At 43.9% G+C, this 13,096-nt stretch carries 13 protein-coding genes; 9 read left to right on the forward strand and 4 right to left on the reverse strand.

What is annotated here, in order from left to right:
- Positions 1-62 precede the first annotated feature (62 nt).
- From nth to BTO10_RS17195, 3 genes are all read left to right on the forward strand, one after another.
- Positions 63-698, forward strand: a complete 636-nt coding sequence (gene nth / locus BTO10_RS17185; RefSeq protein WP_004741695.1) for an endonuclease III — start codon at positions 63-65, stop codon at positions 696-698.
- Between the two features lie 108 nt (positions 699-806).
- The gene (gene gloA, locus BTO10_RS17190) at positions 807-1,223 is read left to right on the forward strand and encodes a lactoylglutathione lyase (protein WP_008220190.1); all 417 of its coding nucleotides are present in this window, start codon (positions 807-809) and stop codon (positions 1,221-1,223) included.
- A 201-nt stretch (positions 1,224-1,424) separates the two neighbouring features.
- Positions 1,425-1,859, forward strand: a complete 435-nt coding sequence (locus BTO10_RS17195) for a DUF2753 domain-containing protein (protein WP_004741697.1) — start codon at positions 1,425-1,427, stop codon at positions 1,857-1,859.
- 105 nt (positions 1,860-1,964) lie between these two features.
- Here BTO10_RS17195 and motY read toward each other — a convergent pair whose 3' ends face one another.
- Positions 1,965-2,846: a flagellar protein MotY gene (motY, locus tag BTO10_RS17200; RefSeq protein ID WP_105025337.1), complete on the reverse strand. Its 882-nt coding sequence runs from the start codon at positions 2,844-2,846 to the stop codon at positions 1,965-1,967.
- A gap of 188 nt (positions 2,847-3,034) precedes the next feature.
- Between motY and rnt the strand changes: the two genes are divergently transcribed.
- Both rnt and BTO10_RS17210 read left to right on the forward strand, forming a co-directional pair.
- A complete protein-coding gene (gene rnt / locus BTO10_RS17205; RefSeq protein WP_004741699.1) occupies positions 3,035-3,679 on the forward strand; it encodes a ribonuclease T in 645 nt (214 codons plus the stop codon).
- 65 nt (positions 3,680-3,744) lie between these two features.
- Positions 3,745-5,070 (forward strand): Na+/H+ antiporter family protein, encoded by a 1,326-nt coding sequence (locus BTO10_RS17210; RefSeq protein WP_004741700.1) that lies wholly within the window; start codon positions 3,745-3,747, stop codon positions 5,068-5,070.
- A 190-nt stretch (positions 5,071-5,260) separates the two neighbouring features.
- Here BTO10_RS17210 and BTO10_RS17215 read toward each other — a convergent pair whose 3' ends face one another.
- Both BTO10_RS17215 and BTO10_RS17220 read right to left on the reverse strand, forming a co-directional pair.
- Positions 5,261-5,890, reverse strand: a complete 630-nt coding sequence (locus BTO10_RS17215; protein ID WP_004741701.1) for a DsbA family protein — start codon at positions 5,888-5,890, stop codon at positions 5,261-5,263.
- A gap of 96 nt (positions 5,891-5,986) precedes the next feature.
- Positions 5,987-6,325 (reverse strand): Grx4 family monothiol glutaredoxin, encoded by a 339-nt coding sequence (locus tag BTO10_RS17220; RefSeq protein ID WP_004741702.1) that lies wholly within the window; start codon positions 6,323-6,325, stop codon positions 5,987-5,989.
- A gap of 269 nt (positions 6,326-6,594) precedes the next feature.
- On the opposite strand from BTO10_RS17220, the gene sodB reads away from it, so the two are divergent.
- From sodB to BTO10_RS17235, 3 genes are all read left to right on the forward strand, one after another.
- Entirely contained in the window at positions 6,595-7,179 is a 585-nt protein-coding gene (sodB, locus tag BTO10_RS17225) for a superoxide dismutase [Fe] (RefSeq protein ID WP_004741703.1), read from the forward strand.
- A gap of 225 nt (positions 7,180-7,404) precedes the next feature.
- On the forward strand, positions 7,405-7,908 hold the full coding sequence (locus BTO10_RS17230; RefSeq protein WP_308736833.1) for a VC2046/SO_2500 family protein: 504 nt from the start codon (positions 7,405-7,407) through the stop codon (positions 7,906-7,908).
- 265 nt (positions 7,909-8,173) lie between these two features.
- A complete protein-coding gene (locus BTO10_RS17235; RefSeq protein WP_004741705.1) occupies positions 8,174-8,857 on the forward strand; it encodes an SDR family oxidoreductase in 684 nt (227 codons plus the stop codon).
- Between the two features lie 130 nt (positions 8,858-8,987).
- Here the strand turns inward: BTO10_RS17235 and adhE are convergent, their stop codons facing one another.
- A complete protein-coding gene (gene adhE, locus BTO10_RS17240) occupies positions 8,988-11,690 on the reverse strand; it encodes a bifunctional acetaldehyde-CoA/alcohol dehydrogenase (RefSeq protein WP_105025339.1) in 2,703 nt (900 codons plus the stop codon).
- Between the two features lie 640 nt (positions 11,691-12,330).
- Between adhE and BTO10_RS17245 the strand changes: the two genes are divergently transcribed.
- Positions 12,331-12,969 (forward strand): YchE family NAAT transporter, encoded by a 639-nt coding sequence (locus tag BTO10_RS17245; RefSeq protein ID WP_004740682.1) that lies wholly within the window; start codon positions 12,331-12,333, stop codon positions 12,967-12,969.
- The last annotated feature ends 127 nt before the right edge of the window (positions 12,970-13,096 follow it).

Consider the following 13,096-nt stretch of genomic DNA (forward strand, 5'->3'; position numbering starts at 1 on the left):
TTTCGAGTTTATTGAATACCAACTCCAGAGCTCTGCCCTAACTATTTGAAAGTAATGTCGCTATGAACAATGTAAAACGAGTACAAATACTTGAGCGTTTGAGGGAAAACAACCCAAAGCCAGAGACTGAACTAAATTGGAGTAGCCCTTTCGAACTTCTTATTGCGGTACTTTTGTCTGCACAGGCAACCGACGTCAGTGTGAACAAGGCGACGGATAAGCTTTACCCTGTTGCTAATACTCCACAAGCGATTTTTGACCTAGGTGTCGATGGTCTGAAAGAGTACATCAAGACTATCGGTCTGTTTAATTCGAAAGCTGAAAACACCATTAAGACATGCCGTATGCTGCTTGATCTTCACAATGGTGAAGTACCAGAAGATCGCGCTGCACTGGAAGCCCTGCCTGGTGTTGGCCGTAAAACTGCCAACGTAGTATTGAACACCGCTTTCGGCTGGCCAACTATTGCCGTTGATACTCACATCTACCGTGTATCGAATCGCACTAAGTTCGCCATGGGTAAGACAGTCGATGATGTCGAAGCCAAGCTACTTAAAGTGGTTCCAAAAGAGTTCAAACTGGATGTCCACCACTGGCTTATTCTTCATGGTCGCTACACTTGTGTCGCGCGTAAACCTCGCTGTGGCAGCTGTATTATTGAAGATCTGTGTGAGTTCAAAGAGAAAACCGACGTCTAAGTTCATAAACCAGCACCACAAGCCTATTGGCTAAACAGTGTCGCCATTGTCTGGCGGCAGAAAACAGAATTACAAAAACGTAAACATAGTTAAAGCTAGGAGCAAATCATGTCAAACGGTCGTATTTTACACACCATGCTACGCGTAGGTGATCTAGATAAGTCTATCGAGTTCTACACAAACGTAATGGGCATGCAGCTATTACGTAAGAACGAAAACAAAGAGTACGAATACACGCTAGCTTTCGTTGGCTTTGGTGACGAGTCGCAAGGTGCAGTGATTGAGCTAACATACAACTGGGGTACGACTGAATACGACCTTGGTTCTGCTTTCGGCCACGTAGCTATCGGTGTTGATGATATCTACACAACGTGTGACGCAATTAAAGCAGCAGGCGGTAACGTGACTCGTGAGCCAGGTCCAGTAAAAGGCGGCTCTACACACATCGCATTCGTTAAAGATCCTGACGGCTACATGATTGAGCTGATTCAAAACAAACAAGCAAGCGCTGGTCTGGAAGGTTAATTCCGAAGTACCGTTGCGAGATTAGGCTAGAACACCTGATGAAATGAATAGAGAAGCGAGCATTATGCTCGCTTCTTTTTTATCACTCCACCCACAGTCGATATTCTTTACCAATAATTATTAACAATCTCACTGATGAAACTTTACTTGATAATGATTATCATTTAAATTATATCCCCTATTGATTAGTGAGGTAATACAATGATTAGCGAATGGGAAAAACACACGTTACTCGCCGATACGGCATTGCAGCTAGACGATCCTGTACGAAGTATTCTTCATTATCAGCAGGCACTGAACCTAAGTGAGGAGATCACTGAGCGTACAGATATAGAGGCCGATGAGCGATTACTGATCTCGGTGATATCTTGTCATAACCTTGCGCAATTCTGGCGCTGGGCGGGTGATACCGAGTATGAACTTAAATATCTTCAACTAGCTTCAGAGAAAGTACTGACTCTGATCCCTCAGTGTCCTAATACACAATGCGCTAGCTTTATTGATTCTATTGGCTGTTGTAAAAAAGCCCTTATCGATTTCATGAAACGCCATCCAAACCCTAAAATTGCCTCTATGGTGGAAAAAATCGATACCGCGACTAACTGTGAAATGATCGCTCGCTTCCGCCTCAACTAAGCAAACCCGTCTATAGGCACATATCGAGTTGATTTAACTAAATTTCAGATACAAAAAGCCCGTCATAGTGACGGGCTTTTTCATTTAAGGTCTATCGCTACCAGCTTAGACCAGTGTTCTACCGAGGGAGATCACCACACGTCGGTTCTTATCTTTACCAATTGGCGAACTATTATCAGCAATTGGGCGACGCTTGCCATAGCCTTGCACTTGAATGCGGTCTTCCGGCAAACCAAGAGATTTAAAGTACTCTCTTAGAGACTCAGCTCTTCGTTCTGACAGGTTTTGGCTAATGCCTTTGCTGTCTGCCGAATCGGTATAGGTCGCAACTAAAACAAGGTCAATGTCTTGGTTGTAACGAACATACTCGGCGATCTGGCTAAGCCTTTTACGTGACGATTTGTTTAACTGATCGCTGTTACGGTCGTAATGCAAAATAGTAAATGAGATATCTTCGAAGCTGTACGGCAACAAGTTCGCAATACAATCACTGAACACATTGTATTTCTCTTGGAACAACACCGACGATAACGCCACTTCGATACGCTGATCTCGACTCTGCCACTCTTGGTAGCTAAATGTTGGGTAGCGCCCTTTCTCTAACTCACTCAAGATACCCCAAGCCGTTTGTCCGCCGACGTACCCATCAAATTGCTGGAAGAATTTGATGGTTGTCATGCGATCGGCACTCTCGCCTGGGCGCCAAGGTGGTGGCATAGAGATCAAGCTGACATTACGAGTCGCGCCCATCGGACGACGCATTTTCAATTCAAAATCTAAAATAATTTTTTTACTCGCTCGAGATGAGAACTCAGCGTCACCGAAATTAGGGATAGGATGTACTAAGCGACATTCTAGTGGCGTGTTAGCCACCATTTCCCATGTCGACTGTTGAGGAGATGCTCCGTAACGCTTTTCTTGTGCCATCACTGATGACGACATAAGGAGCGAAAATAGCATTGAACCTGTTATGAGTTGTTTCTTCATAAAGTGGAGTATCTCTTAAGCAATTCGTTTAACAATGCAGCCAATTGCCGCCTATTTCTGTTGAGTTTAAATATGCAATTATCAAGCCGAAACGTGCTTGGTAATTTGTGATTTATTGCCCTTTCCTAGTTTTTATCACTGCTATTATCTGCAATAATGCAGCCTTAATCACACTTATTTGGGCTAACATGATTGTAGAAAACGAAGCTCTGACCCTAAAAAAACGCTTCCGTGGCTATTTTCCAGTGGTCATCGACGTGGAAACCGCAGGGTTTAACGCAGAAACCGATGCATTATTAGAAATCTGTGCCATTACATTAAAAATGGATGAAAACGGAGATCTGCACCCAGCATCAACGCTTCATTTTCACATTGAGCCTTTTGAAGGCGCAAATATAGAGCAGGCAGCATTAGACTTTAACGGAATTAAAGACCCATTTAGCCCATTACGTGGCGCAGTGTCTGAACAAGAAGCCCTTAAAGAAATCTACAAGCTAGTGAGAAAAGAACAAAAAGCTTCAGATTGCAGTCGTGCAATCATGGTCGCTCACAATGCTACATTCGATTTAAACTTCGTCAATGCGGCAAGTGAGCGTTGTAAGCTTAAACGCGTCCCTTTCCATCCATTTGCTACTTTTGACACTGCAGCTCTTAGTGGTCTTGCCTACGGTCAAACCGTTTTGGCTAAAGCTTGCCGCACTGCAGGGATGGATTTTGACAACAAAGAAGCACACTCTGCTTTGTATGATACGCAAAAAACCGCTGAGTTATTTTGCGGCATAGTAAACAAATGGAAAGCCCTTGGTGGTTGGCCGCTTGTTGACGAAGAATAAAAATAGAATCGGTATACGTATTGTCGTATTACCTTTAATAAAGAACACAACATCCCGAGAATAATATGAATCCTGTTGTAATTTCAGTTTGCATCATGCTTGTTTTAGCTTTGATGCGCGTAAACGTAGTCGTTGCTCTGACGTTCAGTGCAATTATCGGTGGCGTAGCCTCTGGTATGAGCTTGAACGATGCAGTCGCGGCTTTCGAAAGTGGATTAGGCGGCGGTGCAACTATCGCACTTAGCTATGCCATGCTTGGTACATTCGCTGTTGCTATCTCACGTTCTGGTATCACAGACCTACTTGCTCAAAGTGTTATTAAACGCATTCACGGCAAAGAGAACAGCACGGCATCGACTGGTCTTAAATACGGCATCCTAGCGTCTTTGATCCTAGTGACAATGTCATCGCAAAACGTGATTCCGGTACATATCGCCTTCATCCCAATTTTAATCCCACCTCTATTAGGCGTATTCGCAAAAATGAACCTAGACCGTCGTCTGGTTGCTTGTGTGCTTACTTTTGGTCTGATTACACCATACATGGTATTACCAATCGGTTTTGGTGGCATCTTCCTAAACAACATCCTGCTTAAGAACCTTCACGACAACGGTCTTGAAAGTGTAGTGGCGAGTCAAGTTCCAATGGCAATGCTACTACCAGCTGCTGGTATGATCTTTGGCCTTCTAACGGCAGTGTTCTTCACTTACCGTAAGCCTCGCCAATACAAAGAAACGTCTCACACGGTTGTTTCAACTGAAGCGAAACAGATCAACAAGAAACACATCCTAGTAGCAGCGGCAGGTATTGTTGCAGCACTAACGGTTCAGCTATCGACTGGTTCAATGATCATCGGTGCGCTTGCTGGTTTCATGGTCTTCACTTTCGGTGGCGTAATTGCTTGGAAAGAGACACAAGATGTCTTCACCAAAGGTGTACACATGATGGCAATGATCGGTTTCATCATGATTGCCGCGGCAGGTTTCGCAGCAGTAATGAAGCAAACTGGTGGCGTTGAATCTTTGGTTGAAGCACTTTCAACAAGCATCGGTGACAACAAGCCTCTAGCTGCACTACTTATGCTAGTGGTTGGTCTATTGGTAACTATGGGTATCGGTTCTTCGTTCTCTACGATTCCAATCCTTGCAACTATCTACGTTCCACTAGCGGCAGCATTTGGTTTTTCTCCAATGGCAACTATTGCTCTAGTAGGTACAGCGGCAGCGCTTGGTGATGCAGGCTCTCCGGCTTCTGACTCAACGTTAGGTCCAACGTCTGGTCTTAATGCTGATGGCCAACACGAGCACGTATGGGAAACCGTTGTACCGACGTTCCTACACTACAACATTCCACTGATCGTATTCGGTTGGATTGCAGCTATGGTTCTGTAGCTTATAGCTGGGTTCTATAGTCAGAATCAATGTTCAAAACTTAAAAAGACCGCCTAGTGCGGTCTTTTTTGTATCCGAGATTTCCCCGACAGGTTACCTTGTGAATCCACATACCTCGGATAAAAGAAAAGGCTTACTCTTACGAGCAAGCCTTTGAAGTAGTTTGAATAATACGATTCAGTATCGTCAATTAAGCGCTAGGAGCGCTCTTTACTAGAACTTCTCTAATCGACTTAAGTGTCGTTTCTGACGAGTGGTAATCCAACTCAACTTCAGTAAAGATACCGTCAACTTCGAGCATTAGAGTTGGGTAAGAATGCACACCCATCGCATGTTTGAAGCTCAATTGGTCTTCTAGCTCTCCCTCAAGTAGCTTACCAGCAAGATCGTTCTCGAATTGCTGCACATTCATACCTAGCTCTTCAGCCAATTGCTTGTGTGTCTCTTCGCTGTGCGGCAGCATTGCACGCAAGTAGTATGCGTGTTGAATCGCTTCAAGCATCTGCTCGTAGTGGTCTTGGAAACCCGCAGCAATAACAGCACGACACGCAGGGTAAGTGCTTCGTACCGGTTGGCACTCAGTCCAAAATTCATGATTGAACTCTGTACCTAATTTGGCTTCGATCTGCTTCCAGATAGCTTGCAACTTGCCTTTCATCTCTTCAGACATTGGTTCATCAGAATCCGGAGCCAAGCCACCTACTACGTAGTTGAACTCAATGCTCGCAGGCAATTGTTGTTTTAGTAACTCCAGTGTTGGTTTGTATCCCCAGCACCAACTGCACATCGGGTCATGTACATAATGAAGTTTTACGTTCATTGTTTGTTCCTTATCGAGTCGACTCTCAATCAATTCCAACAAAAAAGGAGCCTAATTAAGGCCCCTCATTTTACTGTTCAGCGAAAAAGCTAGAACTTACTCAGCGTCATCGCCAGCAACTTTAGCCGCTGCTTCTTTGATGATTGGCTGAAGTTCGCCTTTTTGGAACATCTCAAGAATAATGTCACAACCACCGATTAGCTCACCTTCAACCCAAAGCTGTGGGAAAGTTGGCCATTGTGCGTAAGCTGGCAGCTCTGCACGGATATCAGGGTTTTGTAGAATATCTACGTAAGCAAATTTTTCGCCACATGCCATTAGAGCTTGAGACGCTTGAGAAGAGAAACCACAGCTAGGTAGCTTAGGAGAACCTTTCATGTACAGTAGAATAGTGTTTTCTTCAATTTGCTGTTTGATTTTATCGATAGTTTCCATTGCTTCCTCGTTAATGGATTACGGCTTTTATTGCCTTTATTCTACCCCAAACCAAAAGAATAAAAACCATATAAAAAAAGCGGTTAACAAGCTAGACTAACAATTCACATAAAAGTGATGAAATATGCTTTTAATAAAGTAAAAACTTGCTAAACTAGAAACCAAGTCAGAAAATTGACCATGGTTGGCAGCATAGCGAGCCATGAATAATAATATCACTGGAAGCAATCGAAAGAGTTAACTCTTTCATATCAATGGAGAATTGAGCAATGGCATTTGAACTACCAGCTCTTCCTTACGCGAAAGACGCGCTAGAACCACACATCTCAGCAGAAACGCTAGATTTCCACCACGGTAAGCACCACAACACTTACGTTGTTAAGCTAAACGGTCTTATCCCAGGTACTGAGTTTGAAGGCAAAACACTAGAAGAGATCATCAAGACTTCTACTGGTGGTGTTTTCAATAACGCTGCTCAAATCTGGAACCACACGTTCTACTGGCACTGTCTAGCTCCTCAAGCAGGCGGCGAACCAACTGGCGCTGTTGCAGAAGCTATCAACGCTGCATTCGGTTCTTTCGAAGAATTCAAAGCAAAATTCACTGATTCAGCAATCAACAACTTCGGTTCTTCTTGGACTTGGTTAGTTAAGAAAGCTGACGGTTCTCTAGACATCGTTAACACTTCTAACGCTGCTACTCCTCTAACAGAAGAAGGTGTTACTCCACTTCTAACTGTTGACCTATGGGAACACGCTTACTACATCGATTTCCGCAATGTTCGTCCTGACTACATGGCTGCATTCTGGAACCTAGTAAACTGGTCTTTCGTAGAAGAGAACCTAGCTAAGTAATTTCTTACTTAAGCTGCGCTATTTTTAGCGAGTTATCTATTAAAAGCTCATGCTTCAGCGTGAGCTTTTTTGTATCTGCAGCATGAGTAACTCGAATATAAAGCCGCTAACTAAGTGTTTTTCAGCGTCACTCGCCCACCCGAAATAAATTCCCTACTTACCCGTAATTAAAGACTAAAGTTTGCCGATTCCATGCCGTTAAAGGTGTATCAAATGAGAGGCATCATGCAAGTACATACTTTAGATAAAGCAGGAATCATCAACGAACTGAAGTTCGGCATCGGGATCAGCCAAGCGGTTGAGCAAGGTCGCCGTGCAGATTTCGCGTTGCTGTTATCTATGTTCTCTAATGATGTTCGAGACTGTACGCCTATCGATACTATTGAAGTCACAGAGACAACGGAAGATCGCCTCCGTAAACAGTTTGGCATCGCCGAACCTCAGCAACTGCGTTCAAATCAATCGTCTTACGAGATATCAGCACAACAGTCTAATCACTTTCACCAATCAAGCTTGGTGAGTGCTAAGCTCTGTCACTATCTAAAACCAGAAGCACTGGCATTTATGCCAGAAGACACTGGTGACTTACCTGAAGAAGTTTACCAAAACCTATCTGGTCACGATCGTCGTAAGCTAGCAAACAAAAACCACCCAAATCTTCCGTCAGCGACGCTTTACAATGAGTTATCTACTGCTCAACGTAAGTATCAAATTCAGGCTCAGGTATAACGATTATCGACTAGCGCTGCAGAGAATCCTCGCCATTTCAACTTGTCAGTTCAAAACATTGATGAGACTTATATAAAACTCCAGCCTTAGGCCCCCTCCAATCAACTCATGTCGATTACTAGTTGAAGTTACTAAAAAACTGTGACTTGACACTAAGTTCATAAAAACTTATCAATTCACATACCTTAGTTTGAACCAATTCACACCCACTGTATGAATTTTGACCCATCCTTACCCGACACGGACGATTTGCTTAGGTACTGGGATGGAAATAAAAAGCTCAATCATATTGGTAACATCTGCTGGCTCGCGCCTAGGAGGAACGATAGCGAACCACTTTGTAAACCTTGGGGCCACCGTCATTCTCTGCGATAACGACACGGAAGCCCTTCAAGCAGCCTATTTACAATGCGCCCGATTCTCTGATTCTGTTTACCATTACCCGCTTGAGAGCAATGACAGCCAAGCAATTCTGAACGTGTTCGATTTCATACAAAAAACCTTCAATACTACACCCGATGTATTGGTGAATAATTGGGTGAGTTCACCAATGCCTAGTCTAATCGGCGATCAACCGGTTGGCGGCTTTATCAACGACCTATCCAATATGGCATCCACCCTCTTCGCCTTCGGTCAAATCAGTGCCGAAAGGTTACGTGCAGAGGACAAAGAAGGAGTGATAGTGAATGTCATATCGCACGATGACTTTCATGACGTGTCAGGCTTAGAGAGTGCCAACTCTATGATTACCGGTTTTACCCACAGTTGGGCCAAAGAGTTAACCCCATTTAACATCCGTGTTGGGGGTGTCGTTCCTGCTATTCACAATGCCGATGGAAAGTTAAACCGTTGTCACTGGGCCCAGCTTCAAGACGAGCTCACCAGAACCGCCGAGTACATCATATCCAACGATTATTTTAGCGGTCGCGTGGTTGCGGCCGAAGTTTAACCCCCTAAACAGTCACTATCAGTTAAAACAAAGATAAAAAAAAGCCCCAGTCTCTCGACTGGGGCTTTAATCTTTTCCCGATAGATAAGTATCGTGCTAGCGAAAACCTACTTCATAACTAACGTCGTACTTATGCGTTAGCTTTTTCTTTCTTAGCTTTTGGTGCTGCTTCTTTCGCTACTTGGTCTGCTTTCTTCTTGATAACAGTTGTACCTTCGAAAGTTTCGCCTTCAACGAACGCTTTACCGTAGTAAGAAGCCATTAGTACTTCTTTTAGCTCAGTGATTAGAGGGTAACGTGGGTTAGCACCTGTACACTGGTCATCGAACGCTTCAACAGCTAGTTCGTCTAGTTTCGCTACAAAGTCAGCTTCAGAAACACCTGCAGCTTGGATAGACATTGGGATGTCTAGGTCGCCTTTCAGCTCGTCCAACCATGCTAGTAGACGTTCAATCTTCTGAGCAGTACGGTCACCTTCTTGGCTTAGGCCTAGGTGGTCAGCTACTTCAGCGTAACGACGACGTGCTTGTGGGCGGTCGTATTGAGAGAACGCTGTTTGCTTAGTTGGGTTATCGTTCGCGTTGTAACGTACAACGTTAGAGATTAGTAGTGCGTTCGCCAGACCGTGTGGTAGGTGGAACTCGGCACCAATCTTGTGCGCCATAGAGTGACAAACACCTAGAAATGCGTTCGCGAATGCTACACCAGCGATAGTTGCTGCGTTGTGTACTTTCTCACGAGCGATTGGGTCGTTTGCACCGTTCGCGTAGCTTGATGGTAGGTACTCTTTAAGCATCTTAAGTGCTTGTAGAGCTTGACCATCAGAGTATTCGTTAGCCAAAACAGATACGTAAGCTTCTAGAGCGTGAGTTACTGCATCGTAACCACCGAATGCTGTTAGAGACTTAGGCATGTTCATTACTAGGTTAGCATCAACGATAGCCATGTTTGGCGTGATTTCGTAGTCAGCTAGTGGGTACTTAGCGCCAGTCTTGTCGTCAGTAACAACCGCGAATGGCGTAACTTCTGAACCCGTACCTGAAGTTGTAGTGATACATACAAGCTCAGCTTTCTTACCCATTTTAGGGAACTTGTAGATACGTTTACGGATATCCATAAAGCGCATTGCTAGTTCTTCGAAGTGAGTTTCTGGGTGCTCGTACATAACCCACATGATCTTCGCAGCATCCATTGGTGAACCACCACCTAGAGCTAGGATTACATCAGGTTGGAAGCTCTTCATTGCTTCTGCACCTTTCTCAACAACAGATAGTGTTGGATCCGCTTCTACGTCGAAGAAAGTTTGAACTTCAATGCCTTGTGCTTTAAGCAGGCTAACTACGTCATCAGCGTAACCGTTGTTGAATAGAAAACGGTCAGTTACTAGGAATGCGCGTTTCTTACCTTCTAGGTCGCTCATTGCGATTGGAAGGCTACCACGACGGAAGTAGATAGACTTAGGTAGTTTGTGCCACAACATGTTTTCAGCTCGCTTCGCTACAGTTTTCTTGTTGATAAGGTGCTTAGGACCTACGTTCTCAGAGATAGAGTTACCACCCCATGAACCACAACCTAGAGTTAGAGAAGGTGCAACGTTGAAGTTATACAGGTCACCGATACCACCGTGAGTAGTCGGGATGTTAATTAGGATACGAGCGGTCTTCATCTTGTCACCGAAGTAACGGATGCGGTCTGCGTTTGTATCTTGGTTAGTGTAAAGACCAGATGTATGACCGATACCACCGATTTCAACCATAGTTACCGCTTGAGCAACAGCGTCTTCGAAGTCGTCTGCACGGAATAGACCTAGAGTTGGAGACAGTTTCTCATGAGCGAACTCGTCATCGTAAGAAACTTTACCGAGACCTTCACCTACAAGTACTTTTGTATCAGCAGGAACTTTAACACCTGCCATTGCAGCGATTGCTGGAGCAGGTTGACCTACGATTTTAGCGTTTAGGTTACCGTCGATAAGAAGTACTTTACGTACTTTGTCAGCGTCAGCTTTAGATAGAACGTGAGCTTTGTGAGAAGCGAAACGCTCTTTAACTTCTTCATATACATCGCTAACAACGATCGCAGCTTGCTCAGAAGCACATACAACGCCGTTATCGAATGTTTTAGACATTAGGATAGATGCTACAGCGCGTTTGATGTCAGCTGTTTCATCGATAACTACAGGCACGTTACCAGCACCAACACCGATTGCAGGCTTACCAGAAGAGTATGCTGCTTTAACCATGCCTGGACCACCAGTTGCAAGGATAAGTGCGATACCGTCGTGCTTCATCAGCGCGTTAGAAAGCTCTACAGATGGTTGGTCGATCCAACCGATGATGTCTTTTGGAGCACCCGCTGCTACCGCTGCGTCTAGAACTAGCTTCGCTGCATCGTTAGTTGAGTTCTTCGCACGTGGGTGAGGCGAGAAGATGATGCCGTTACGAGTTTTTAGAGAAATTAGAGATTTGAAGATTGCAGTAGAAGTTGGGTTCGTTGTTGGAACGATACCACAGATGATACCTACAGGCTCAGCGATGGTCATTGTGCCTAGGTTGTCATCTTCTTCTAGGACGCCACATGTTTTTTCGTCTTTGTATTTGTTGTAGATAAATTCAGAAGCAAAGTGGTTCTTGATAACTTTATCTTCAACAATACCCATTCCAGATTCAGCAACTGCTTGTTGTGCTAGTGGGATACGAGCGTGGTTCGCTGCAAGAGAAGCAGCGCGGAAGATAGCATCAACTTTCTCTTGAGAGAATGTTGCAAACTCTTCTTGTGCTGCTTTAACGCGAGCTACTAGAGCATCAAGTTCCGCTAAGTTAGTTACAGGCATGGTGGATCTCCTAAAATAATAAATATTAAAAACTTTTTATTAAATTCGCTGCTTGCCTTAAACCCTTTAAAACAGCGTTCTTAGTAAATTGCTTTCAGGGCTGAGTATATTATTTCAGTGTGTGAAAAAAATTGACCCAGATCAGTTACCCAAAAAGAATTACCCAATTAGTGGTAAGGCAATCGCAAAAACAACCATAAACTAATGATTTATATGGATTTAAACCACACTCACTATCGAGCAAAAAAACAAGCAATCAGATAATTATTGTCTACTTCGCGTCATAAACTGTAAAAAATTTTCATTTTTAATCAGTTCACTTACATGTATACGGCTAAAACTGTGCTACTGAGAGCGTATCCATACCGTTGCAACGCGCTAGAAACTGTCATAATTTTTATTAAAAGCGTGCGTGAGATAACATTACGTTCAAATTAAGCTACAAAACGAAACACGAAAAAACACCTTGTAACAATGACATTACAGACATGACACTCAATTAGTTTTTCTAAAAAATAGCCCCCTGTTCAGGTTAGTTTTTTTCATTCGCTCTCATGGAATTTGTCCCTTACATTACGCACTCTGACCGAGGTCAGATCAAACCCACTTTCCTACTTTACGTTACTTGGAGATCGCTCCCATGCAAGGTTTAGAACTCGCAATCTTTATGCAATTCTTCCTTGGGCTTGTTGCAGCCGTAAACCCAATCGGCATCATGCCTGTGTTTGTTTCTCTTACTGCTCATATGCCGCCAGAAGAGAGAAACAGGACAGCCTTTCAGGCCAATATTGCCGTTGCTGTTATCTTGATTGTGTCGCTAGTGGCGGGTCAGTTGCTCCTCGACATGTTTAGCATTTCACTAGATTCATTCCGTGTTGCAGGTGGACTGCTGTTACTGAGCATCGCGTTTTCGATGATGAGCGGTAAGTTAGGTGAAGATAAGCAGAATAAGCAGGAAAAATCTGAGTACATCAGTAAAGAACAAATAGGTGTTGTTCCTCTAGCTATGCCTTTAATGGCGGGTCCAGGTGCAATCAGCTCAACCATTGTCTATGGATCGCGTTACCCAGCGGCAATCGATACTATCGGTATTGGTATCAGCATTATTGCGTTCGCAACTTGCTCTTGGCTTCTGTTCCGTTCAGCGCCTGTTATCGTGCGCTTTTTAGGTCAAACCGGGATTAACGTTATCACCCGTATCATGGGCTTGATTCTTGGTGCACTTGGTATCGAGTTCATTGCGAATGGCTTGCGTAACCTATTCCCAGGATTAGCATAACCACAAACAGCATATAGTCGCTTAACTGCAGCTATTTAATGTGGAACACATCTGAGGCGAGTAAAGCAATTTGGCTTTCACTCGCCTCGTTATTATGAAGCTTGTATAATGACGGTTAACGCATTTA

Source organism: Vibrio chagasii (genome assembly GCF_002954585.1).
Taxonomy (GTDB): domain Bacteria; phylum Pseudomonadota; class Gammaproteobacteria; order Enterobacterales; family Vibrionaceae; genus Vibrio; species Vibrio chagasii_A.

Excerpts from the sequence above, each read along its gene's own strand:
- gloA (WP_008220190.1), top strand. The coding sequence starts at position 807 with ATGTCAAACGGTCGTATTTTACACACCATGCTACGCGTAGGTGATCTA.
- BTO10_RS17245 (WP_004740682.1), top strand. The coding sequence starts at position 12,331 with ATGCAAGGTTTAGAACTCGCAATCTTTATGCAATTCTTCCTTGGGCTT.
- BTO10_RS17215 (WP_004741701.1), bottom strand. The coding sequence starts at position 5,890 with ATGAACGTAAAACTTCATTATGTACATGACCCGATGTGCAGTTGGTGC.
- sodB (WP_004741703.1), top strand. The coding sequence starts at position 6,595 with ATGGCATTTGAACTACCAGCTCTTCCTTACGCGAAAGACGCGCTAGAA.
- rnt (WP_004741699.1), top strand. The coding sequence starts at position 3,035 with ATGATTGTAGAAAACGAAGCTCTGACCCTAAAAAAACGCTTCCGTGGC.
- BTO10_RS17235 (WP_004741705.1), top strand. The coding sequence starts at position 8,174 with ATGGAAATAAAAAGCTCAATCATATTGGTAACATCTGCTGGCTCGCGC.
- BTO10_RS17195 (WP_004741697.1), top strand. The coding sequence starts at position 1,425 with ATGATTAGCGAATGGGAAAAACACACGTTACTCGCCGATACGGCATTG.
- BTO10_RS17220 (WP_004741702.1), bottom strand. The coding sequence starts at position 6,325 with ATGGAAACTATCGATAAAATCAAACAGCAAATTGAAGAAAACACTATT.
- motY (WP_105025337.1), bottom strand. The coding sequence starts at position 2,846 with ATGAAGAAACAACTCATAACAGGTTCAATGCTATTTTCGCTCCTTATG.
- BTO10_RS17210 (WP_004741700.1), top strand. The coding sequence starts at position 3,745 with ATGAATCCTGTTGTAATTTCAGTTTGCATCATGCTTGTTTTAGCTTTG.
- nth (WP_004741695.1), top strand. The coding sequence starts at position 63 with ATGAACAATGTAAAACGAGTACAAATACTTGAGCGTTTGAGGGAAAAC.
- adhE (WP_105025339.1), bottom strand. The coding sequence starts at position 11,690 with ATGCCTGTAACTAACTTAGCGGAACTTGATGCTCTAGTAGCTCGCGTT.
- BTO10_RS17230 (WP_308736833.1), top strand. The coding sequence starts at position 7,405 with ATGCAAGTACATACTTTAGATAAAGCAGGAATCATCAACGAACTGAAG.